19 protein-coding genes are annotated in these 22,826 nt (G+C 69.0%); 7 read left to right on the top strand and 12 right to left on the bottom strand.

Going from position 1 to position 22,826, the window contains the following annotated elements; all coding sequences use genetic code 11:
• Positions 1–32 precede the first annotated feature (32 nt).
• The 4 genes from ASF41_RS09590 to ASF41_RS09575 form a co-directional block, all read right to left on the bottom strand.
• The gene (locus tag ASF41_RS09590; protein WP_056351305.1) at positions 33–1,523 is read right to left on the bottom strand and encodes a type II and III secretion system protein family protein; all 1,491 of its coding nucleotides are present in this window, start codon (positions 1,521–1,523) and stop codon (positions 33–35) included.
• Between the two features lie 34 nt (positions 1,524–1,557).
• Entirely contained in the window at positions 1,558–2,355 is a 798-nt protein-coding gene (gene cpaB / locus ASF41_RS09585) for a Flp pilus assembly protein CpaB (RefSeq protein WP_056222406.1), read from the bottom strand.
• A gap of 123 nt (positions 2,356–2,478) precedes the next feature.
• Positions 2,479–2,985 (bottom strand): prepilin peptidase, encoded by a 507-nt coding sequence (locus tag ASF41_RS09580; RefSeq protein WP_056274464.1) that lies wholly within the window; start codon positions 2,983–2,985, stop codon positions 2,479–2,481.
• Between the two features lie 304 nt (positions 2,986–3,289).
• Positions 3,290–3,460, bottom strand: coding sequence for a Flp family type IVb pilin (locus tag ASF41_RS09575; RefSeq protein ID WP_056222398.1), 171 nt, complete (start codon positions 3,458–3,460; stop codon positions 3,290–3,292).
• A 414-nt stretch (positions 3,461–3,874) separates the two neighbouring features.
• On the opposite strand from ASF41_RS09575, the gene ASF41_RS09570 reads away from it, so the two are divergent.
• A complete protein-coding gene (locus tag ASF41_RS09570; RefSeq protein WP_082501303.1) occupies positions 3,875–4,387 on the top strand; it encodes a pilus assembly protein N-terminal domain-containing protein in 513 nt (170 codons plus the stop codon).
• 42 nt (positions 4,388–4,429) lie between these two features.
• Here ASF41_RS09570 and ASF41_RS09565 read toward each other — a convergent pair whose 3' ends face one another.
• Together ASF41_RS09565 and ASF41_RS09560 are read right to left on the bottom strand one after the other, a co-directional pair.
• Positions 4,430–4,885: a response regulator gene (locus ASF41_RS09565; RefSeq protein ID WP_082504259.1), complete on the bottom strand. Its 456-nt coding sequence runs from the start codon at positions 4,883–4,885 to the stop codon at positions 4,430–4,432.
• A complete protein-coding gene (locus tag ASF41_RS09560) occupies positions 4,882–6,033 on the bottom strand; it encodes a histidine kinase dimerization/phosphoacceptor domain -containing protein (RefSeq protein WP_056274469.1) in 1,152 nt (383 codons plus the stop codon). Before ASF41_RS09560 ends, ASF41_RS09565 begins: the two co-directional genes overlap by 4 nt.
• 318 nt (positions 6,034–6,351) lie before the next feature.
• Here ASF41_RS09560 and ASF41_RS09555 point away from each other — a divergent pair, with 318 nt between their 5' ends.
• Together ASF41_RS09555 and ASF41_RS09550 are read left to right on the top strand one after the other, a co-directional pair.
• A complete protein-coding gene (locus ASF41_RS09555) occupies positions 6,352–7,809 on the top strand; it encodes an AmpG family muropeptide MFS transporter (protein ID WP_056492722.1) in 1,458 nt (485 codons plus the stop codon).
• 10 nt (positions 7,810–7,819) lie between these two features.
• Positions 7,820–8,767, top strand: a complete 948-nt coding sequence (locus ASF41_RS09550; RefSeq protein WP_056222382.1) for an EcsC family protein — start codon at positions 7,820–7,822, stop codon at positions 8,765–8,767.
• Between the two features lie 30 nt (positions 8,768–8,797).
• Here ASF41_RS09550 and ASF41_RS09545 read toward each other — a convergent pair whose 3' ends face one another.
• Positions 8,798–10,180 (bottom strand): M17 family metallopeptidase, encoded by a 1,383-nt coding sequence (locus tag ASF41_RS09545; protein ID WP_056492719.1) that lies wholly within the window; start codon positions 10,178–10,180, stop codon positions 8,798–8,800.
• 130 nt (positions 10,181–10,310) lie between these two features.
• Here ASF41_RS09545 and ASF41_RS09540 point away from each other — a divergent pair, with 130 nt between their 5' ends.
• The 4 genes from ASF41_RS09540 (at position 10,311) to ASF41_RS09525 (ending at position 16,144) form a co-directional block, all read left to right on the top strand.
• Positions 10,311–11,165, top strand: a complete 855-nt coding sequence (locus ASF41_RS09540; protein WP_056492716.1) for a tetratricopeptide repeat protein — start codon at positions 10,311–10,313, stop codon at positions 11,163–11,165.
• Positions 11,166–11,294: 129 nt separating this feature from the next.
• Positions 11,295–13,031 (top strand): heparinase II/III family protein, encoded by a 1,737-nt coding sequence (locus ASF41_RS09535; protein ID WP_056274481.1) that lies wholly within the window; start codon positions 11,295–11,297, stop codon positions 13,029–13,031.
• 78 nt (positions 13,032–13,109) lie between these two features.
• Positions 13,110–14,708, top strand: a complete 1,599-nt coding sequence (gene purH, locus ASF41_RS09530) for a bifunctional phosphoribosylaminoimidazolecarboxamide formyltransferase/IMP cyclohydrolase (protein ID WP_056492713.1) — start codon at positions 13,110–13,112, stop codon at positions 14,706–14,708.
• A gap of 59 nt (positions 14,709–14,767) precedes the next feature.
• Positions 14,768–16,144, top strand: coding sequence for a DUF2252 domain-containing protein (locus ASF41_RS09525; RefSeq protein ID WP_056492710.1), 1,377 nt, complete (start codon positions 14,768–14,770; stop codon positions 16,142–16,144).
• A 50-nt stretch (positions 16,145–16,194) separates the two neighbouring features.
• Here the strand turns inward: ASF41_RS09525 and ASF41_RS09520 are convergent, their stop codons facing one another.
• From ASF41_RS09520 to ASF41_RS09500, 5 genes are all read right to left on the bottom strand, one after another.
• On the bottom strand, positions 16,195–17,952 hold the full coding sequence (locus ASF41_RS09520; protein ID WP_056274489.1) for an MFS transporter: 1,758 nt from the start codon (positions 17,950–17,952) through the stop codon (positions 16,195–16,197).
• Between the two features lie 336 nt (positions 17,953–18,288).
• The gene (locus tag ASF41_RS09515) at positions 18,289–19,983 is read right to left on the bottom strand and encodes a cation acetate symporter (protein WP_056222351.1); all 1,695 of its coding nucleotides are present in this window, start codon (positions 19,981–19,983) and stop codon (positions 18,289–18,291) included.
• Complete coding sequence (locus tag ASF41_RS09510; protein WP_056222348.1) at positions 19,980–20,288, bottom strand: DUF485 domain-containing protein; 309 nt, start codon at positions 20,286–20,288, stop codon at positions 19,980–19,982. The genes ASF41_RS09515 and ASF41_RS09510 overlap by 4 nt, the downstream gene beginning before the upstream one ends.
• Positions 20,289–20,417: 129 nt before the next feature.
• Complete coding sequence (gene acs, locus ASF41_RS09505) at positions 20,418–22,367, bottom strand: acetate--CoA ligase (RefSeq protein ID WP_056380587.1); 1,950 nt, start codon at positions 22,365–22,367, stop codon at positions 20,418–20,420.
• 147 nt (positions 22,368–22,514) lie between these two features.
• Positions 22,515–22,772, bottom strand: a complete 258-nt coding sequence (locus ASF41_RS09500; RefSeq protein ID WP_056222342.1) for a hypothetical protein — start codon at positions 22,770–22,772, stop codon at positions 22,515–22,517.
• Positions 22,773–22,826 lie beyond the last annotated feature (54 nt).

The raw sequence follows: 22,826 nt of genomic DNA, 5'->3' as shown, positions 1-22,826 counted from the left end.
GGAGCGCCTGGAACGGTCGGGAGAGCGCCGGACTAATCGGTGATGAAGCCGACGCGGCCGCGATAGGCGCTGCCGAGGGGACTGGCGCCGGCGACGCCGTAGAGGCGGTTGAAGCGCCCGAGCAGGATGGCCTGCGCATCCTGCGCATCGACGAAACCGTCATCCGGGCGGGAGACCTGGCGTGGCTCCATCGGCTTGGCGATGTAGGGCGTGACCATGATCATCAGCTCGGTTTCCTGCCGCTGATAATCGCGCGACCGGAAGAGCGCGCCGATGATCGGCAGGTTGATCAGGCCGGGCAAGCCGGTGATCGCCGCCTTGTTGCGCTGCTGGATCAGGCCGGCGGTCATCATCGTCGCGCCGGAGGCGAGCTCGATCGTGGTCTCCGACTTGCGGACGGTGAAGCCCGGCACGGCCGTGGTGGTGCCGGTGAAGTTCAGGTTCAGGGCGTTCTGCTGGTCGATCTCGGTGACCTGGGTGCCCACGCGCACCGAGATCTTGTTCTCCGCCAGCACCACAGGCGTGAAGTTGAGGCTGACGCCGTAATCCTTGTAGCTGACGCTCGGAACGCAGGTTTGGATCGTGCTGGTGCCGACGGAGGTACAGCTCAGGTTCGACGGGACCGGGATCTGCCCGCCGGCCGTGAAGGTCGCGGATTCGCCGGAGATCGCCGTCAGGGTCGGCTCGGCCAGAACACGGGAGACGCCGGCCTGCTCGAAGGCCCGCAGGGTGGCCGTGAGGTTCGCTCCGCCCGGCCCGTTGATCGTTCCGGACAGGAGGTTGCCGGTGGGGAACGAGCCGCCGTTCAGGGCGAGCGGCGCCGTGTTGACGAGGTTCAGGCCGGACCAGCCGCCGCTGAGATTGACGCCGAACTGCTTCAGGACCGTGCGCGACACCTCCACCACGGTGACGCGCAGCATGACCTGATCCTTGCCGCGGATCGTCAGGTTGTTGATGACGGCGCCGCGCGCCGCGGCGCCGGCGGCCGAGATCCCCACGAAGGCATTGGCGATGTCGAGGGCCTGGGCCGCCTCGGACGCCGAGTTGACGGTCCCGGTCAGCACGACCGAATCCCCGGCGGCGCGCACGTCGAAGCGTCCCCCGGCGATGCTCTGGTTCAGGGTCTGGCGCAGCACGTTGAGGTCGCGCGCCACCGTGACGTCGAGGGCCGTGATCTGCCGGCCCTCGGCATCCATGATGAAGATCGACGTGGCCCCGTTCTCCATGCCGATGATGAACACCTTCCGGGTCGAGCGGACGACCGCGTTGGCGACCTTCGGATTGGCGACGAAGACCTCCTTGGCGTCGCGCGGCAGATCGATCACCAGGGAGCGTCCCATGGTGAGATCGATCCGGCGCGAGGTCGCCGCCTCGTTGGTCCCGACCGCGAGGATCGGCGCCGCCGTCAGTCCGCCGGAGGGCTGGCCGTAGCTCGGATTGACCATCGCGTTGGGCAGGATGCCGGCGAGGAGGCAAGCCAGCAGTGGGGTGCGGCGCGCCGCCGGCCAGGGGGAGAGGGTCATCGACGTGTCCTCAGTCATGGTGCGTGTGCTTCCCTCAGCGTCGCGATTGCTGCTTCGCGACGCCGAACCGCACCACGGTCAGGGCCGTCTCCGGACGACCCTCGAGAATGGGCTCGCCCGCGCGCCCGCTATCCACGAGGCTCCGCAGGGAGAGCGAGAGTTGACCGACTTTCTGGGCGAGCGTGACGGTCTCGGCCTGGGCCGGCGTCAGGGCCAACGTCGCCGTCTGGCCGGTGGCGACGGTGTTGCCGTTCTTCTCCTGGAGGATCTGCCCGATCGCCAGGACGCGCACGTCCTGGAGCAACGTCTCCGAGACCTGTACCTCCGCGCTCCCGCGCGAGGATTCCTCGTCCCGATAGGTCCGGAGCACGTCCACGTGGTCGTTGGGGAGGATGAAGCCGCCTGCCGTGCTGCTGCCGATCGCGTCGATGGTGATGGCGACGGCGCGCATGCCGGCGGGCAGGATCGCGGCCATGAAGCCGCCGTCGGAGCGGGCGAGCTTCTGCGGCCGGATCGGTTCACCGGCGAGGAAACTCGACCGGGCGATCGACCCGACGATCTCCTCCATGCCGCGGGGCGAATTGGTGCGGGTGATGTAGCCGCTGGTGACGGCATCGTTGGGCCAGGGCTGCCAACGCAGGTCCGGTGCCTGGATGTTCTGGCCCATCGGCAATTCGGCGGCGGCGACGAGCACGTCCGTCATCGGCACGACGGGAGGCGGAACGATGGCGGCCGGCTGCACGACCGGCCTGTCCTCCCCGCTAATCAACAACGCCGCGCCACCACCTGCCACGAGGGCTATGGCAAGGACGGCCAGTCTGGCTGGTTTCATCGCCGAACTCGAACCTGCGACGGCACATCGCCGTGTCGGTTCAGAGTGGCCTGGCATTCCTCAAATTACGGTTAACAAGGAGTAATCGGTTCGACGCATTGCCGAACCGAGGAGCAATGCCGTTCAGACCGCGACCAGGCGAAGCCAGATGGCCGTGTCGGGCAGCACGAGGAGCGCCGAGAGGGCGAGGGCGATGCCGTAGGGCACGCCGGTCTTCGCATCGTGCAGGTGAAGCACGAAGGGGAGGCGGGCGATCGTGGGCGGGAGCGGCTGCTGGCGCAACGCGAGGAGCGTCAGGGTCAGTGCGCCGCCGGCGAGCGAGGCGATGAGGAGGTAGCCGGCCAGCTGGTCGAAGCCGATCCACAGGGCCGTCGCAGCCGCGAGCTTCGCGTCGCCGCCACCGATGAAGCCGAAGGCGAAGAGCGTGAAGGTCACGACGAGGGTCGCGGCGCCGGCGCCGAGGTGCCCGGCGAGATCGTCCCAGCCTAGGCCGGTGGCGACGGCGAAGACCGCGAAGCCGACGACCAGTGCCACCGAGACGGTGTTGGGGATCAACATCGTCAGGAGGTCCCTGACAGCGGCGTAGGCCATGAGAAACGGAAACACGACGAGGAGGCTGACGCTGGCCATGTCGTTCTCGGTCCTGTCTCTTGCGGGCGCAACATTTTGCGGGCGCGGGTCTCTCGCGGGCGGGAGGCCCTGGGGAACCCCGGCCTTGCCCCATGATCCCGGACCGGGATTAAGAGTCCGTGCCGCGAAACCCGAAAGGGCGCACGCCACGCGCGCGAACGATCCCGCAGATCCGAAACGGAGCGAGGAGCATCGCGGACATCCCGCAATACTCCTCGAAACCGGCAAAATCGGAAGATCTACAGCGAACCGCTCGGCCACCGGGGCCGTAGCCGCGAGACCGTCCCGGGTGCGCGGACCGCGATTACGAGCTCTTGAGGTTGTTCGCCACGGTGGTGAGGGTCGCACGCAGGTTCGTGCCGACCGTTGTCAGAACGGTGACGACGGCGACGGCGATCAGAGACGCGATCAGGCCGTACTCGATCGCGGTCGCGCCGGACTCGTCGGCCACGAAACGCTTGAACATGGTGGTCATGGCAAAACTCCCCTGGAAAGGCATGTGCCGTTCACGCTGTAGGCGTCTCAATCGGCGACAGGTGGAGTGTGCCCCGGCGCCGTTGCCATTGGGTTAAATCGGTCGCCGAAACCCGGGCGGAGGAAACCGCTTCGTGATGTGGTGAAGGGTTGGTTAAAAGCCGCACGCCGCCCTCGGCAGCGGAGCTGGGGGCTCCGATCCGAGACTTCTGGTGCTCGCACGGGTCGTCTTCAGGCCACCCGCATTTACGGGCGGTTCCGACGGGGGTCTCTCATCACAAGTCGGACAACCCGATTATCGGTTCGTTTACCGTACTGGTGTCTCCTGGTCGTCGAGCTTCGGCCGGTGGGTGCGTCTTGATGCACCGAGATCAATCACGATCTGCGTCGTGCCGTGCGGTCCAGTGAGCGTCCGATGCACTCCCCAACCAATCCGTCCCACATCCCTCTCCGGATCCTGACGGCGCTTCTCCTGGCCGGGTACGCCGTCTTCGGATGCGGGTCGGTGCGCGCTCAGGCACCGGACGCGCCGCCGACCATCGTGGCGGTCACGGTCGACAACGCCAAGGTCATGCGCCTGCCCGAGAAGACCCAGACCGTCATCGTCGGCAATCCGATGATCGCCGACGTCGCCCTCCAGCGTAACGGCATCCTGATCCTGACCGGGAAGAGCTTTGGCAGCACCAACCTGATCGCCCTCGACGCCGCCGGCCACATGCTGGCGGAATCCACGATCAGCGTGCAGGCGCCGCAGGCGGCCGTCATCACGGTTCAGCGCGGTCTCGAGCGCGAATCCTATTCGTGCACGCCGAATTGCCAGCCCTCGATCCAGCTCGGCGATGCGAACAAGTTCTATGGAGAAGTCAGCAGTCAGGCCGAGAACCGCCGCGCCTTGGCTACCGCTGGCGCCGGACCCACGAATCGCTAGCCCGTTCGCGCGTCGGGAGCCGCGAAGGCCGCTCCCCGGACGTCAACGGACCGGTGTATGCCGCTCGCCGGTCTCGGGCGCCGAGGCCAGGCGAAACCCGTCCAGCCCCTCGACCGTGGCCGCGAGGCCCGCGCGCCGGTCGGCGACGTAGCGCAGCGCGCCGGCGACCACCCGCTCGGAATAGGGTTTCGCGATGACCCCGACCGCGCCGGCGAAATCGTCGGGGATGCGCTTGGCGTTCGCGGTCATGAACACGACCGTGATGTGAGGATCGGCGCTGAGGGCGCGGGCCACCTCGACGCCGGTGGGGCCGTCGATCAGGTGGATGTCCACGAACGCCACGTCGGGGGAGGTCGCCTGCCCCAGGGCGATCGCGTCCGCAGAATTCCCCGCGACGCCGACCGTGATGTGGCCGAGGTCATCGAGCAGGCATTCCAGTTCGAGGGCGATCAGGACCTCATCTTCGACCACGAGGATCCGCAGGGGCGTCTCGGTCATGGGGAAGCCCATTCGGGCCCCGGCGCCCGATCCGTGATGGGACTCTGGAGGGAGATCGCGTCGAGGGGAACGAGGATCTCGACGCGGGTGCCCGGTGCGACGTCGCTCCAGGCGATCACCCCGCGAAGCTGCCGCACAACCATCTCCACCAGGGAGCGACCGAAGCCGGCCGGATTCGGCGTGCCACCGGCCAAACCGACGCCGTCGTCCTCGATCAGCATGCGCAGGCCGTCGTCGCTGCGCTGCGCGCTGATCGTGATGCGCCCGGGCCGGCTGTCCGGGAATGCGTGCCGGACGGCGTTGGTCGCCAGTTCGTGCAACATCAGCGCCAGGGGCGCCGCCATCGCGGCCGATACGGCGATCGAGTCGATCTCCGCACTGACGGCCGTCCGGTCCGTGTCGAGCCCCGCCACCAGCTCCGAGACGAAGTCGTCGGCGAACTCGCGCAGGTCGAACCGCGTGACGTCGCCGGTGGAGTAGAGCATCCGGTGCACCGTCGAGAGGGCGCCGATGCGCTCCGCCATGCCCTGCAGGGCATCCTTGGCCTCTCCGCGCGGGGTGCGCCGCGCCTTGAGAAGCATCAGCGAGGAGATGACTTGGAGGTTGTTCTTGACCCGATGGTCGACCTCGTGGAGGAGCGCGGTCTTCTGCTCGAGGGCGGCGCGAAGGTGGGCGGTCTGCTCCCCGACCCGTCGTTCGAGCTCGTCGTGCGCGTCCTTCATCGCGACTTCGGTCCGGTACTTGCCGGTCATGTCGGCCTGCGCCGAATAGAAATGCACGATCTGCCCCGTCTCATCGTGCACCGGGGCGACCGTCATGCCGTTCCAGAACGAGGTCCCGTCCTTCCGGTAATTGACCAGCTCGATCTCGATGGGTCGCCCCGCGATCACCGCGTCGCGCAACCGACGCACGGCCCGCGGATCGGTCTCGGGTCCCTGCAGCATGCGGCAGTTCCGACCCGAGATCTCCTCCCAGGCGTAGCCGGTCAGGCTCAGGAAGGCCTCGTTCGCCCAGACGATCGGGTTGTCGTGCTGGCGCGGGTCGGTGAGGACCATGGGCGTCGGACTCGCGGTGAACGCCGCCACGAATGCGCCTGCGCTGATGCCGAGGCCGTGTGCTCCGGTAGCCGGCGTTTCCCTATGCGTCATGATCGGCTTCAGCCAAGACGAGACACCCGAAATGTTGACCTGAACGTTGGCCCGTCGCCGGTCCACTCGGGCGCGACCACAGACTTGAACTGCCGGGAAACCCCGCCGTCAACACCTGGATCGAGGAACCTCTTGGAGGCGATCGGGCCGCTAACAGGAAGATGCGAGACCTCGCGTTAAGATTTCGGAAGGCATGCTGCCGATGGTAAGCGATGCGCCACGGCACGCGGGCCCGGCGACAGCCCCGTGCCGGGGCGGCGCGGAGGCCTGCTATGGTCTGCGGGCATCAAGCCTTTCGGCCCCCAGGAGTTCCATGCCATGGCCCAAAGCGACGCGCTGGAGATCCCGAGCCGCCGCCTCCGACTGAGGGACATCGTCGAGGATCCCCGGATCCTCCTGATGCTCGCCCTGGGCTTCTCGTCGGGATTGCCGCTGCTGCTGGTTCTCGGGACCTTCTCGACGCGCCTCGCCTACTCGGACGTCGACATCAAATCGATCGGCCTGTTCAGCTATCTGGCTCTCCCCTACAGCCTGAAGTTCTTCTGGGCCCCGATCATCGACCGGTTCGACGTGCCGGTGCTGAGCCGGGCGCTGGGCCGCCGCCGGGCCTGGATGATCGCGACCCAGTGCGCGGTCGCCCTGTCGCTGAGCCTCATGGCCTTCGCCGATCCCGGCACCAGCCTGGCGCTTCTCGGCCTCGGTGCGTTCCTCGTCGCCTTCTGCGCCGCGACGCAGGACGTGGTCATCGACGGCTGGCGCATCGACGCCGCCGGCACGGACCTGCAGGGGGTGATGGCCGCCACCTCGAACCTCGGCTACCGCCTCGCCCTGATGTCGGCCGGTGCCGGAGCCCTCTTCGTCGCCAGCGCCTATGGCTGGAACGTCGCCTACCTGTCGATGGCGGCCCTGATGGCCGTCGGCATGGTGGCCGCGCTGCTCGCTCCGGCCTATGACCGCGCGATCACCGACGCGACGCCGGCCGCCCCGGCGAGGACCTGGACCTTCCGGGGCGCGGTGCTGGAGCCCCTCACCGAACTGCACACGCGGCTCGGCGCCCGCCTCTGGGCGATCCTGCTCCTCGTCGCCCTCTATCGCCTGCCGGACTTCATCTCCGGCGTGATGGCGAGCCCCCTCTACCGGGAGGTGGGGTTCAGCCTCGTGGAGATCGGAGCCGTCTCGAAGCTCTACGGCATCTGGGTGGGCATCGCGGGCGCCTTCGTGGGCGGCTGGGCCATGACGCGCTTCGGCCTGTTCCCCACTCTCGTGGTCGGCGCCTTCCTGGGTGCGGCCTCGAACCTCGCTTTCTCATGGCTGTCCTTCGGCGGACCGGAGGTCTGGCGTCTCACGGCGACGATCTCGATCGACAACTTCTGCGGCTCCTTCGCCGGGATGGCCCTGATCGCCTACATGTCGAGCCTGACCGCGCCCGGCTTCGCGGCGACGCAGTACGCACTCTTCTCCTCGCTCTATGCGCTGCCGGGCAAGCTCGTGGCCGGCACCTCCGGCTTCGTCGTGGCGGCCTACGGATATCCGGTCTTCTTCGCCTTCACGGCGGCGGTCGGCATCCCGGTGGTCGTCCTCTGCCTGCTGGTCGGCCGGGCGGGCGGGCGAAAGGCGTCCGCCGCCGAAGCGACCGCGACGGACCCGGTCCGCCCCGAAGCGGCCGCGGGCGACGAGATCGGCGGGAACCATCCGCGGGGCCCCGGCCTTGCTTCCACCGGCCAGGACCACCCTGGCGCAGGCCGGCCCGCGAAACCCCACCCGGCACACGGATGAGACAGCAGACGTGAGCAACATCAAACTCGTCGACGACACCACCACCGCCCCGGCCGTGAGCCCCGGCATTCCCGGCCTGAGCGAGGCCGATCGGGCGGCTTTGCGGCGCGCCGTCGAGGCGCTGGAGAAGCCCGGCCTCGCGGCGCGGCTCTCGGCCGTGGCCGGCGCCCCCCTGGACATGATCGGACGGGCCCTGCCGGCGCCGGTCACCGACGCGGTGTCGCAGGCGACGGAGAGCGCCATGCGCGCCTCGCTCAAGGTCGCCCTGGCGACGCTGCCGGAGGGGCGCGCGATCGCGGTTCCGGCCGATCCGCTTCTCGCCGGTCCGGCCGACACGGATTCCGCGACGGTCCGCACGACCACGCGCCTGGCGAAGTACCTGCCCTCCAGCGCCTTCGGCCACAAGGCGATGGCCGCCGTCTCCGGTGCCCTCGGGGGCGCCTTCGGCCTCGCGACGCTCGCGATCGAACTGCCGGTCTCCACCACCCTGATGCTGCGCTCGATCGCGCAGATCGCCCGGGAGGAGGGCGAGGACCTCAGCGATCCCGAGAATGCCCTGGCCTGCGTGCAGGTTTTCGCCCTGGGTGGTCGCGAGGCGGCGGGCAGCGCGCTCACCGAGAGCGGCTACTTCGCCGTGCGCGCGGCCCTGGCCAAGACGATGGTCGAGGCGGCGCGCTATGCCGGCAACCGCGCCCTCCTCGACGAGGCCGCGCCGGCCCTGATCCGCTTCTCGACGCAGATCGCGGCCCGCTTCGGCCTGGTCGTTTCCCAGAAGGTGGCGGCGCAGGCCGTCCCCATCCTGGGAGCCGTCGGTGGGGCGGCGGTGAACGCCGCCTTCATGGACCACTTCCAGTCCACCGCCCGGGCGCATTTCACCGTGCGGCGGCTGGAGCGGCTCTACGGGGCGGAGCCGGTCCGGGCCGCCTACGAATCCGAGAAGGCGATGCTCGGCCTCTGAAGCCACGCGCCCGGGCGGGCCTCCTCGCAATCAGGCTTTCGGATAGCGGCGCGCGAGGAGGTCGTGGACGAGGCGGGCGGTCTGCACCTCGCCCCCCTCCGGCCGGCCGGGTTTGGTGGACGGGTTCCAGCCATACAGGTCGAAATGGACGTGCGCCCGGGTTCCGGGGGCGAAGCGGCGCAGGAACAGGGCCGCCGTGATCGCCCCGGCGAAGGGGCCGCCGGAGACGTTGTTCAGGTCGGCGACCTTCGAATCGAGCAGGCGCGCATAGGGCTTGTGCAGGGGCAGGCGCCAGACCGGATCGGCGACGGCGATCCCGGCCTCGGACACCGCCGTGGCCAGCGCCTCGTCCTCGGTGAAGAAGGCCGGAAGGTCGGGTCCGAGCGCGACCCGTGCCGCCCCCGTCAGGGTGGCGAAGTCGAGGAGCAGGTCCGGTGCGTCGGCATCCGCCAGGGCGAGGGCATCGGCGAGGATCAGCCGCCCCTCGGCATCGGTGTTGCCGATCTCGACGGTGAGCCCGGCCCGGCTACGGATCACGTCGCCCGGCCGGAAGGCGCTGCCCGAGATGGCGTTCTCCACGGCCGGCACGATCAGGCGCAGGCGCAGGTTCAGCCCCGAGCCCATGACCATGTCGGCGACCGCCAGGGCGGCGGCGGCACCGCCCATGTCCTTCTTCATCAGCAGCATGCCGCTGGACGGTTTGATGTCGAGTCCGCCGGTGTCGAAGGCGACGCCCTTGCCGACCAGGGTCACGCGGGGCGCGTCCGTCGGCCCCCAGGCGAGGTCGATGAGGCGCGGGGCCCGCGGCGAGGCCGCCCCGACCGTGTGGACGAGGGGAAACGCCGCGGCGAGGTCTTCCCCGGTCACGACCGAGACGATGGCACCGTGGCGCTCGGCGACCGCGCGCACCGCGGCCTCGATCTCAGCCGGACCGAGATCGTTCGCCGGCGTGTTCACGAGGTCCCGGCCCCGCGCCACGGCCTCGGCGATGCGGGTGACGGCCGCACCGTCGACCCCGTCCGGCACGACGAGGGCCGGGCGCTCGGAGCCGGCCTCGCGGTAGCGTGCGAAGCGATAGCTCCCGAGGAGCCAGGCGAGGGAAGCGGCGCCGGCATCGAACCCGTCCGCGGGAACGAGGCGATAGGTGCCGGGCGGCAAGGCGCCGGGGAGCTTGCCGGCGATCAGCGGATCGCTGCGATCGCCCAGGCCGAACAGGATCTGCCCCAGCCGACCGTCGGCCGCCGGGAGGAGGGCGATCCGCCCGGCCTTCGGCACGAACTCGGTCGCGCGGGCATAGGCTGCCTGCGGGGCCGGCAGCGCCGCCTCGACTTGCGGCCAGCTCTCTGGAGTGACGCCGAGGATCGGGATCGCGTCGCCCGGTTCGGCAACGAGGCGGGACAGGGTCTGGATCATGGCGCTCGCGAGGGCAGGGGCGGGAGATTAACGGCGGGTTAGGGTTAACGCTCTATCACCGGGGCAACGGGAGCGCGAAGCGCTCGCCGGAGCAAATCCTAGGCCCCTGCGGGCCGTCGTGGAGCGCGTCATGGTCCGGCCGCTGGTCAACTTCTCCCGGGTGCGCCCGATGCCCGTCCTGGCGGCAGCGCTCGTGGCGGCCCTCACCGCCGGTTGCCAGTCCCGGTCGCCGGAAACGACCGGCTCCATCGGGGGGATCTCCCTTCCGGGTTTCGGCCGCTCCCCGAGCCCCGCCGTCATCAGCCGACGGGAGGTCGAGGCCCTCGGCGAGAAGTACGCCGCCGACTCGAACGACCTGTCGCTGGCCCTGCGCTACGCCCAGGCCCTGCGCGCCACGAACCAGAAGACGCAGGCCGTCGCGGTCCTGCAGCAGGCGGCCCTGCGCAACCCGAAGAACAACACCGTCCTGGCTGCCTACGGCAAGAGCCTGTCCGAGGTCGGCCGGTTCCAGGAAGCGGCCGACGTCCTTCAGAACGCCCACACGCCGGCGCGTCCCGACTGGCGCGTCCTCTCCGCCCAGGGCGCGGTGGCGGACCAGCTCAACGACCATACCCGGGCCCAGGGCTTCTACGAGGCGGCGCTGAAGATCCAGCCGGACGATCCCGTCATCCTGTCGAACCTCGGACTTTCCTACGCCCTCGGCCGCCAGCTGCCGCAGGCCGAGGCGACCCTGCGGCGGGCCTCCGAACAGCCCCGCGCCGACGCACGGGTACGCCAGAACCTCGCCCTGGTGCTCGGGCTGCAGGGCAAGTTCGCCGAGGCGGACGCCGTCTCCCGCCAGGATCTCTCGCCCGAGGAAGCGACGGCCAACATCGCGGCGCTGCGGGCCTTCGTGGCGCAGCCAAACAGCTGGAAGGCGCTGAAGGCCGCGGATGCCCGCAGCGCCCGGCCGATGCGCCCGGTCGCCTCTGGCCCGGCGGAATGAGGCCGTCTGCCCCCGATGGGGCGGGTGACTTGAGGTTAACCGCAGGTTAAGGCCCACGGCCTAGTTACAAGATGGACAGGACGCGGAGCGACGCCAGCCCGCGGCTGTGCCCCCGGAAGAGGAGAGCGCGTGCGTTGGGGGACTGATCGCTGGCGCTTCTATCGGCTGATCGGACGCGAAGTCGCGCGCTCGGTGCGCGACACCTATGCCCGGGTGACCGGCCGACCCGATATTCTGGCCCGCGCCCGCGTCACAGCGCTTGTCATCGCACCGCACGACCTACGCACCAGCGACGCGACCTTCGCCGACGACATCTATGCCGGCCTGTTCGTCTTCGCCGGGCGCTCCCTGTCTGTGAGCGGTCGCTCGCCCTTCGACTACGCACCGCCCTCTCCGGAATGGGCCGACATCCTCTACGGCTTCGGCTGGCTGCGCCACCTGCGCGCGGCGGATACGGCCCTGGCCCGCGCCAATGCCCGCGCCTTCGTGGCCGATTTCATCGCCGGCCGGGGCGACGCGGCCCTCGCCCGGCCGACGCCGGTCGCCGCCCGCCGGCTGATCTCGTTCCTGTGCCAGTCGCCCCTCGTCCTGGAGGGGGCCGACCACGCCTTCTACCAGGCCTTCCTGAAGGCCCTCGGCAAAACGGCCCGCGACCTCGAGAGCGACTTGCGCCGAAGCATCGCCCCGCAGAACCGCCTGCTGGCGGCGGTGGCGCTCTGCTACGCGGGCCTGTGCTGCGACGGCATCCAGGCGATCCTGCGCCGCTCGACCCGCATCCTGGTGCGGGAACTCGAGCGACAGATCCTGCGCGACGGCGGCCATCGCAGCCGCGATCCGCGCTTCGCCATGGAACTGCTCCTCGACCTGCTGCCCCTGCGCCAGAGCTTCCTGTCGCGCAGCATCGACCCGCCGGAAGCGCTCCTGCACGCCATCGACCGCATGCTGCCGCTCCTGCGCCTGCTCCGGCACCCCGATGCGTCGCTGAGCCACTTCAACGGCATGGGCGCCACGGCGGCCGACCACCTCGCCACCCTGCTGGTCTACGACGGCGCCCTGGCCCAGCCGATGATGCACGCGCCGAATTCCGGCTACGAGCGCCTGGAGGGCGGGCGGGTCCTCGTCGTCGCCGATGTCGGCGCGCCGCCGCCGCTGCCCGATTCCATCAACGCCGGGGCAGGGTGCCTGTCCTTCGAGATGTCGAGCGGCCCCCAGCGCATCGTCGTCAATTGCGGCCTGCCCGCGAGCGGACCCGAGTTGCGCCGTCTCGCCCGCAGCACCGCCGCCCATTCCACCGCGACGGTCGGCGACACCTCGTCCTGCCGCTTCCTCGTCGGGGGGGGAGCCTGGTACGAGCGCTGGGCCGTGACCTGGCTCTCGCACCGGATCGGACCCGTGATCCTGCGCGGCCCGCGCGACGTGAAGTCCGAGCGGACGACGGAGGAGGGCGCCACCATCCTGGCGGCGCGCCACGACGGCTATGCGGGCGATCTCGGCATCGTCCACGAACGACGCTGGCGCCTGGCGAGCAACGGCAACGTCCTCGAAGGCGAGGACGCCTTCCTGCGTCCGCCGGCCGGCAAGCGGGGCAAGGCCCGGCATCGGCCGCAGGAGGTGGCGGTGCGCTTTCACCTCCATCCGGCGATCGCCGCGCGCGGTCTCGACGACGGCCGCCTCGAACTGACCTCGCCGATCGGCGAGATCTGGCATTTCGGTGCCGAGGGCGTGCCCGTGGCCCTGGAGGAGAGCGTCTACTTCGCCGGGATCACCGGCGCCCGGCGCACCGACCAGATCGTGCTCTACCTGCCGGTCGCGGACGACACCCGCATCCGTTGGGGCTTCGCCCGGGTTCCGGCGCGCCAGGGCTGAGGGGACGACTGGCCGCAGCGCACAATTTCATGGTAGGCGCCGCTCAGTTTCTCGTCGCTTGCCTCCGGACGCAACGCCATGTCGCATGACCAGGTGCGGGTCACCCGCGCACTCCTCTCCGTCTCGGACAAGGACGGCCTCGTCGCGTTCGCCACCGCCCTCGACCGCCTCGGCATCGCGCTCGTGTCCACGGGCGGGACGCACAAGGCTCTGCGCGAGGCCGGACTCCCGGTCACTGAGGTCGCCGACCTGACCGGCTTTCCCGAGATGATGGACGGGCGGGTGAAGACCCTGCATCCCGGCGTCCACGGGGGCCTGCTGGCGGTGCGCGACAACCCCGAGCATCAGGCCGCCCTGGCGGCGCACGGGATCCGCGCCATCGATCTCCTGGTGGTCAACCTCTACCCGTTCGAGGCGACCGTGGCGAAGGGCGCCGCCTACGACGACTGCGTCGAGAACATCGACATCGGCGGCCCGGCAATGATCCGCGCCGCCTCGAAGAACCACGCCGACGTCGCGGTCGTGGTGGACGTCGCGGACTACGCCGATCTCCTCGCCGAGCTGGAGGCGAATGCCGGCAGCCTGCACGCGCAGACCCGCCGCCGCCTCGCCCAGAAGGCCTACGCCCGCACGGCGACCTACGATGCGGCCATCGCCAACTGGCTCGCCGGCCAGATCGAAAGCGCGGCGACGCCCACCTATCGGGCTTTCGGCGGCAGCCTCGCCCAGCCCCTGCGCTACGGTGAGAATCCCCACCAGAGCGCGGCCTTCTACCGGTCTCCCGGCCTGCCGCGCCCGGGCGTCGCCACGGCACGCCAGCTCCAGGGGAAGGACCTGTCCTACAACAACCTCAACGACACCGACGCGGCCTACGAATGCGTGGCCGAGTTCGACCCGGCGCGCTCGGCGGCGGTGGCGATCATCAAGCACGCCAATCCCTGCGGCGTGGCCGAGGGCGCGAGCCTCGTCGAAGCCTACGAGCGTGCCCTCAGCTGCGATCCGACATCCGCCTTCGGCGGCATCGTCGCCATGAACCGCCCCCTGGATGCCCAGGCCGCGCGCCGGATCGTCGAGATCTTCACCGAAGTGATCATCGCACCGGACGCCACCGCGGAGGCGATCGCGATCGTCGCGGGCAAGAAGAACCTGCGCCTCCTCCTGGCCGACGGCCTGCCCGACCCGCGCGGGGCCGGCGAGACCGTGAAGACCCTCGCGGGCGGCCTCCTGGTCCAGGCCCGCGACGCCGCGGTGGTCGACGACATGCCGCTGACGGTCGTCACGCAGCGCGCGCCGTCGGAGCGCGAATACGCCGACCTGCGCTTCGCCTACCGGGTCGCGAAGCACGTCAAGTCGAACGCCATCGTGTATGCGCGCGACAGCGCGACGGTCGGCATCGGAGCCGGACAGATGTCGCGGGTGGATTCCGCGCGCATCGCTGCCTGGAAGGCCGCCGAGGGCGCCAAGCGCCTCGGCGCGACCGAGAGCCTGGCCAAGGGCTCGGTGGTCGCATCCGACGCCTTCTTCCCCTTCGCCGATGGGCTGATCGCGGCGGCGGAAGCCGGCGCCACGGCGGTGATCCAGCCGGGCGGCTCGATGCGCGACGCCGACGTGATCAAGGCCGCCGACGCGGCGGGTCTCGCCATGGTGTTCACCGGCCACCGCCATTTCCGGCACTGACGCCTCGCCCGGGCGGCTGGGAACGGCTACGCTTCTTTGAGTCCACGAGGCCCGATCCCATGACTCATACGCACCAATCCAGCCGCCGCGACGAGCGCCGGGCGGCGGGCAAGCGCCTGCGCGAGCAGGTCTCGCGGGAGTCGCACGCCGACTGGCGGCCCGCACCGCAGCGCGATCCCCTCGCGGTCCTCGAGGCCGGGGAAACCGGCCGGCTCGCCGAGCTCGTGCCCCTGCGCCGCGAGCGAATGCGGGCCGACCCGTTCGCCTTCCTGCGCGGGGCCGCCGCCGTGATGGCGGCGGACCTCGAGGGCGTACCGGTGCCGGGCATCCCGGTTCAGGCCTGCGGCGACTGCCACATCGGCAATTTCGGCGTCTACCGCAGCCCCGAGGGGCAGACGCTGTTCGACATCAACGATTTCGACGAGACCCTGTGGAACGTCGACTTCACCGTCGACGTGAAGCGCCTCGCCGCCAGCATCGCCCTGGCCGCCCTGCCGCACGGCGCGGACAAGGCGCGGCGGGCGGCGCGGGCCGGCGTCCGGGCCTATCGCGAACACATGCGCGAGCTCGCGGCCCTCTCGCCCCTGGCGATCTGGCACAGTCGGATCGACCTCGACCACGAGGTCGGGCGCCTCGGCGACGGCGACCTCTGCCGGCGCCTCCTGTCCGAGGCCGGGACCGAGAATGCCGATGGCCTCAGCCGTGGCGACGTGCCCACCCTCGCGGTGGCCCCGCACGAGACCGACCCGGTGGAGTGGCGCATCGCCGACAAGGCGCCGATCATCTTCCACGAGGGGCCCCGCGGCCTCACCGAGGCGGTGCGCGACGCGGCGGCGGCCCTGCTCGCCTACCCGCACAGCCTCACCGCCGACCGCTGGACCCTCCTCTCGCGCTACGCGCAGCGCGACGTCGCCTTCAAGGTCGTCGGCATCGGCTCGGTGGGGCTGGTCTGCGCCGTCGGGATCTACAGCGACGCGGACGGCGCCCCGCTGTTCCTGCAGATCAAGGAAGCCCGCCCGTCCGTGATCGGCCAGCTCGCGCTCAAGCCCTTCAGCGTCGCCTCGGAGGGCCAGCGGGTCATCGACGGCCAGCGGATCATGCAGGCGGCGAGCGATCTCTTCCTCGGCACGACGGTCTCCGACGCGAGCGGCCGCTGCTACTACGTGCGCCAGCTGAAGAACCGGAAGCTGTCGGCGGTGGCGGAGATCCTCGCCGAGAGCGGGGCCAAGCCCTACGCCCGGCTCTGCGGCACGACCCTCGCCCGCGCCCATGCCCGTTCGGGCGATGCCGCGATGATCGCCGGCTATCTCGGCAAGGGGTCCGCCTTCGACGAGGCGGTCGCCGACTTCGCCATGGCGTATGCCCGCCAGAGCATCGCCGACCACGCCCTGCTGGTCACCGACTTCCTGACGACGCCCGAGCCTCAAGCCACCTGAAACGAAAAGGGCCCCGCCTCGCGGCGGGGCCCCTCGGGGGAGAGCCGGCCTCAGCGGACCGGGTTCTCGTCGTAGGTGAAGATGTCGCGGTCCTTGGTCTCCGGGATGAAGAGGAGGCCGATGACGAAGGTCATCGCCGCGATCGCGATCGGGTACCATAGGCCGTTATAGATGTTGCCGGTCTGGGCGACGATGGCGAAGGAGGTGGCCGGCAGCAGGCCACCGAACCAGCCGTTGCCGATGTGATAGGGCAGCGACATCGAGGTGTAGCGGATGCGGGTCGGGAACAGCTCCACCAGGGCCGCCGCGATCGGGCCATAGACCATCGTCACGTAGAGGACGAGGATCGTCAGGATGCCGATGACGATGAGCTTCTGGCCCGTGAAGATGTCGATCGGGTTGGCGACCTTCACGATGGTGGCGTTGCCGGCGGGCGCCGGGTAGCCGGCGGCGGTCAGGGCGGCGGGAACCGACTTGGCGAAGGCCGGGTCGGCGACGGGGAAGTCCTTGCCCGCGATGGTCACGATGGTCGGCGCGCCCGCGGCGACCGGCTCGGTGGTGTAGTTCACGGCCGAACGGGCGAGCAGCGCCTTGGCGACGTCGCACTCCTTGGTGAACTTGGCGGTGCCCACCGGATTGAACTGGAACGAGCACTCGTCCGGGTTGGTCTTGACCACCACCGGCACCGTGGACTGCGCCTGGTAAAGCGCCGGGTTGGCGTTGGCGGTGAGCTGCTCGAACAGCGGGAAGTAGGTCAGCGCCGCGATCAGGCAGCCGCCGAGGATCACCGGCTTGCGCCCGATCTTGTCGGAAAGCGCGCCGAAGAACAGGAAGCCGCCGGTGGCGAGAAGCAGCGACCAGGCGATCAGCACGTTGGCGGTGAACTGGTCGACCTTGAGAATGCTCTGGAGGAAGAACAGGGCGTAGAACTGACCGGCGTACCAGACCACGGCCTGACCCGCGGTGAGGCCGAGGAGCGCGAGCAAAGCCCACTTGGCGTTGCGCCACTGGCCGAAGGCCTCCGAGAGCGGCGCCTTCGAGTGGGTGCCCTCTTCCTTCATCTTCTTGAAGGCCGGGCTCTCGTTCATCTGCAGGCGAATCCAGACGGAAATGCCGAGCAGCACGCAGGAGACGAGGAACGGGATGCGCCAGCCCCAGGCCTGGAAGGCCGTGATGGTGGTCTGGGTGCCGTCGGCGGCCGTGGTGACGGTGGGCGCGTAGGCGCCGTTCACGTAGCCCTGCGTCGACAGGATGATGACCAGCGAGAGCAGCAGGCCCAGCGTCGCCGTCGTCTGGATGAAGGCGGTGTAGAAGCCACGGCGGCCGCGGGGCGCGTGCTCGGCCACGTAGACGGCGGCGCCACCGTACTCGCCGCCCAGAGCCAGGCCCTGCAGCATGCGCAGCGCCAGTAGCGTCACCGGGGCGACCCAGCCGATGCCGTAGCCGTTCAGGGTGTCGTAGGAGGGCAGCAGGCCGACGCAGAAGGTCGAGATGCCCATGATCAGGATGGTGATGAGGAAGGTGTGCTTGCGCCCGACCATATCGCCGAGCCGGCCGAACACCAGGGCGCCGAAGGGCCGGACCAGGAAGCCCGCCGCGAAGGCCAGCAGCGCAAAGATGTTCCGCGTCGCTTCCGGGTAGGCCGAGAAGAACTGCGCTCCGATGATCGTCGCGAGCGATCCATAGAGGTAGAAATCGTACCACTCGAAGACGGTACCGAGGGAAGAGGCGAGGATGACTTTCTTCTCGCCGGCGCTCATCGGCCGTGTGGCCGAATCGCTGACGGGAATTGCGCTGGACGCAACCATGGGACGTTTCTCCAAGTCTTGTTTTGCCCAGGCGTAGTCCGCCCGTGACGTGTTGGACCCTGCGGCGACCGCAGCATTGCGGCAAAAGCTGCCCGGACTGTTCAGCCCGCGGCTCGCCTGAGCCTAAGTCTGAGGACCTGCGGCTCGATGCTAGGCCATGCCACGTTTTCGCCCAAGTCCCCCGACGACCGCGAGAGATCGAATCCAGATATTTTTTTAGCCGTCCGCGAAGTTTTTTTGTCTTTGGCCGGGATTAAAGTCCGGCCCGGAAACAAAGAGGGGGCGCGACTCGCGTCGCGCCCCCCATCGAGTGGCCTTCGTTTGCATCAGCAGCGCCTAGTGCGCGTGGGCGCCGTCGGCACCGATTCCCGTCTCGGAGCGAACGAACTGCGCGTCGAACAGTGCGCGCTCGGCTTTCGCCCGCCGGGTGTTGTCGAGCTTCGAGACGAGGAAGATCGTCAGGAAGGCCAGCGGCATCGAGAACAGGGCCGGGTTGTCGTAGGGGAAGATCGCCACGGGATTGCCGAAGGTCGTCACCCAGACTGCCTTCGACAGCACCACCATCCCGACCGCCGCGACGAGGCCGACGAGGCCGCCGATAAGGGCACCCCAGGTGGTGGTGCCCTTCCACAGGATCGACATGGTCAGGACCGGGAAGTTGCAGCTGGCCGCCACCGAGAAGGCGAGGCCGACCATGAAGGCGACGTTCTGGTTCTCGAAGACGTAGCCGAGATAGATCGCCACGATGCCGATGACGACGGCGGCGATCTTGGAGAGCCGGACCTCCGCCGCCTCGTTGGTGCGCCCGCGGGCGATCACCTGAGCGTAAAGGTCGTGGCTGACCGCCGAGGCGCCGGCGAGCGTCAGGCCCGCCACCACCGCCAGGATGGTCGCGAAGGCCACGGCCGAGATGAAGCCCAGGAAGTACGGGCCGCCCACTGCGTTGGCGAGGTTCACCGCCACCATGTTGGTGCCGCCGATCATGCCCTTGAGCTTGTCGAAGGCGCCGGCCGCGTCGAGGGAGAAGTAGGCCGGGTCGGACATCAGCAGGGCGATACCGCCGAAACCGATGATGAAGGTGAGGATGTAGAAGTAGCCGATCAGGCCGGTGGCATAGAACACCGACTTGCGGGCCGCCTGGGCGTCCGACACCGTGAAGAAGCGCATCAGGATGTGCGGCAGGCCGGCCGTGCCGAACATCAGGCCGACACCCAGCGAGATCGCCTCGATCGGATTGTTGACGAGGCCGCCCGGCGCCATGATCGCGTCACCCTTGGGGTGGGTGGCGACGGCAGCGGCGAACAGGGTCTCGGGGTTGAAGCCGTACTTGTACAGCACGGCGCCGGCCATGAAGGTCGCCCCGCCGAGGAGCAGGCAGGCCTTGATCACCTGCACCCAGGTGGTCGCCTTCATGCCGCCGAAGGCCACGTAGACGATCATCAGCACGCCGACGATGATGACCGCGTAGAGGTAGGGCAGGCCGAACAGGAGCTGGATCAGCTTCCCCGCGCCGACCATCTGGGCGATCAGGTAGAACGCCACCACCACCAGCGTGCCGGTGGCCGAGATGATGCGGATCGAGGTCTGGTCGAGGCGGAAGGAGGCGACATCCGCGAAGGTGAACTTGCCGAGGTTGCGCAGGCGCTCCGCGATCAGGAACAGCACGATCGGCCAGCCGACGAGGAAGCCGGTGGAGTAGATCAGGCCGTCGAAGCCCGAGGTGTAGACCAGGCCCGAGATGCCCAGGAACGAGGCGGCGGACATGTAGTCGCCCGCGATGGCCAGGGAGTTGGTGCCGGCCGAGATGCCGCCGCCGGCGGCATAGAAATCGGCCGCCGACTTGGTGCCCTTGGCGGCCTTGTAGGTGATGCCGAGGGTGAACAGCACGAAGAACGCGAACATGCCGATGGCCGGCCAGTTCGTCGCCGACTGCTTGACCGCGCCGAGATCGGGGCCCGCGGCGTAGGCCGCCGTCACGGCCAGGGCCGCCAGAGCGGTGCCGAGGACGAGGGGGTGCTTCGCGCGGATCATCGGCCGAGATCCCGCTTGAGGGCAGCGGTCAGCTGGTCGAAGCGGCCGTTGGCGCGCTGGACGTAGATGCCGGTGAGGATGAAGGCGAGCACGATCACGGCGACGCCGAGGACGAGGCCGAGGGAGGCGGTGCCGCCGCCGATCTTCACGGCGAGCAGCGCCTTGTCGAAGGCGATCAAGCCGATGAAGCCGAAATAGATCAGCAGCATGATGATGGTGAGGGTCCAGCCGAAGCGTGTCCGCTCGTGGACCAGTTCCTTGAAGTGCGGGCTCTGCGCGATCCGCGCAGTCTCCAGATCGGCCATGACGATTTTCTCCCAGGGATCCGCCTCTTGTCAGGGCGGCTTCCGGATTGAAGGCGTGTGAATTGTCGGCGCAGCAAATTGCGCGGACACGGGGTTGCCGTATCCGCGCGATCGAAGGGAACGGGGCGCTCAGTGCGTCCGGTTCTGACGATTCTCGATGAGGTCGTCGACCACCGCCGGCTCGGCGAGCGTCGAGGTGTCACCCAGCGAGGAGAACTCGTCCTCGGCGATCTTGCGCAGGATGCGGCGCATGATCTTGCCCGAGCGGGTTTTCGGCAGGCCCGGCGCGAACTGGATCAGATCCGGCGAGGCGATCGGACCGATCTCCTTGCGGACCCAGGTCACGAGTTCCTTGCGCAGTTCCTCCGAGCCCTCCTCGCCCTCCATCAGGGTGACGTAGGCGTAGATGCCCTGGCCCTTGAGATTGTGGGGATACCCGACGACCGCGGCCTCTGAGACCTTCGGGTGCGCGACGAGGGAGGATTCCACCTCCGCCGTGCCCATCCGGTGGCCCGAGACGTTGATGACGTCGTCGACGCGGCCGGTAATCCAGTAATAGCCGTCCGCGTCGCGGCGGCAGCCGTCGCCGGTGAAGTAGTTGCCCGGATAGGTCGAGAAGTAAGTCTGCTCGAAGCGCTCGTGGTCGCCGTAGACCGTACGCATCTGGCCGGGCCAGGAATCCTTGATGCAGAGGTTGCCCTCGCACGGCCCGTCCAGCGTCTTGCCCTCGGCATCGACCACGATGGGCTGGACACCGAAGAACGGCCGCGTCGCCGAGCCCGGCTTCAGCTTGGTCGCGCCCGGCAGGGGCGTGATCAGGATGCCGCCGGTCTCGGTCTGCCACCAGGTGTCGACGATGGGGCAGCGGGAATCGCCCACGACCTTGTAGTACCAGTCCCAGGCCTCCGGATTGATCGGTTCGCCGACCGAGCCGAGGACGCGCAGGGACGCGCGGGAGGTCTTCTTCACCGGGCCTTCGCCACCGCCCATGAGCGAGCGGATCGCCGTCGGTGCAGTGTAGAAGATGTTGACCTTGTGCTTGTCGACCACCTCCCAGAAGCGGGAGTTCGACGGATAGGTCGGGATTCCTTCGAACATCAGGGTCGTCGCGCCGTTCGCGAGGGGCCCGTAGACGATGTAGGAGTGGCCCGTGACCCAGCCGACATCGGCCGTGCACCAATAGACCTCGCCCTCGCGGTAATCGAAGACGTACTGGTGCGTCATCGAGGCGTAGACGAGGTAGCCGCCGGTGGTGTGGACGACGCCCTTCGGCTGACCGGTCGACCCCGAAGTGTAGAGGATGAAGAGCGGGTGCTCGGCCTCCACCGGCTCGGCCGGGCATTCGTCGGTGACCTGGGCGGCGGCCTCGTCGTAATAGACGTCGCGGCCGGGCTCCATGGCGATCGACGACCCGGTGCGGCGCACCACGACCACGTGGTCGACGCTGTCCTGGGGCAGGCGCGCGATGGCGGCATCCACATTGGCCTTGAGCGGCACCTTGCGGCCGCCGCGCAGGCCCTCGTCCGCCGTGATGACCATCTTCGAGGCGCAGCCCTCGATACGCCCGGCCAGCGAATCCGGCGAGAAGCCGCCGAACACGATGGAGTGGATGGCGCCGAGGCGGGCGCAGGCGAGCATCGCGTAGGCGGCCTCGGGGATCATCGGCAGGTAAATCGTGACCCGGTCGCCCTTGGACACGCCACGATTGCGCAGCACGTTGGCCATCTTGCCGACTTCAGAATGAAGCTGGCGATAGGTGATGTGCTTGGACTCGCTCGGGTCGTCGCCTTCCCAGATGATCGCGACCTGATCGCCCCGCGACGCGAGGTGGCGGTCGATGCAATTGTAAGCGACGTTCGTCCGCCCGTCCTCGAACCACTTGATCGAGATGTGACCGGGCTCGAAACTCGTGTTCTTCACTTTCGTGAAAGGTGTCATCCAGTCGATGCGCTTGCCGTGCTCGCTCCAGAACCGCTCTGGATCGGCGACAGAGGCCTCGTACATGGCCAGGTACTTCGCGTTGTCGACGTGGGCGCCCTCGCTCCACGTCGAACGCACTTCGACCACCTTCTCGTCCATCGCGTTGTCCCTATCGGTGCCCGATCGTATCGCGACTGTTCACGCAGCCGGGTCTTCCAAATACCGTCATAGGCTCAACGAGATATTCCCCGCAAGCACCCATATGGCGCGGTGCGGGACAGGACCGGTCTTTTGTCTGAACACTCGTCAGTTGCACCCAATGCAGATGCCGGTCTCGACCTTCTTGTCGATGGCGCGCTGCTTGCGGGTGGTGTCCGACACGCGATCCTCTTCGGGGGCGGCCGCCCGGCCTGGAGGCTTGGTCACGCCGGTCGAAGTGATATTCCGGAACTGGCCGGCCGATCCCAGATTCGGCTCGGTGCCACTCTGTTGGGCCAGGGCCACCCCCGGCAGACCGATCGCCAGACCGGCGATCAACGTCAACGCACGCATCATCGTCTCCATGGCAGGGGAGGGCTCCCCTCCGCTGTGAATCCAACGCGCGCTGCGTGGGCCGGT

This window comes from Methylobacterium sp. Leaf111 (assembly GCF_001423285.1).
In the GTDB taxonomy this organism is placed as follows: domain Bacteria; phylum Pseudomonadota; class Alphaproteobacteria; order Rhizobiales; family Beijerinckiaceae; genus Methylobacterium.
The sequence above is the reverse complement of the archived record's forward strand: the minus strand, read 5'-3'. Positions and strand labels throughout refer to the sequence as shown.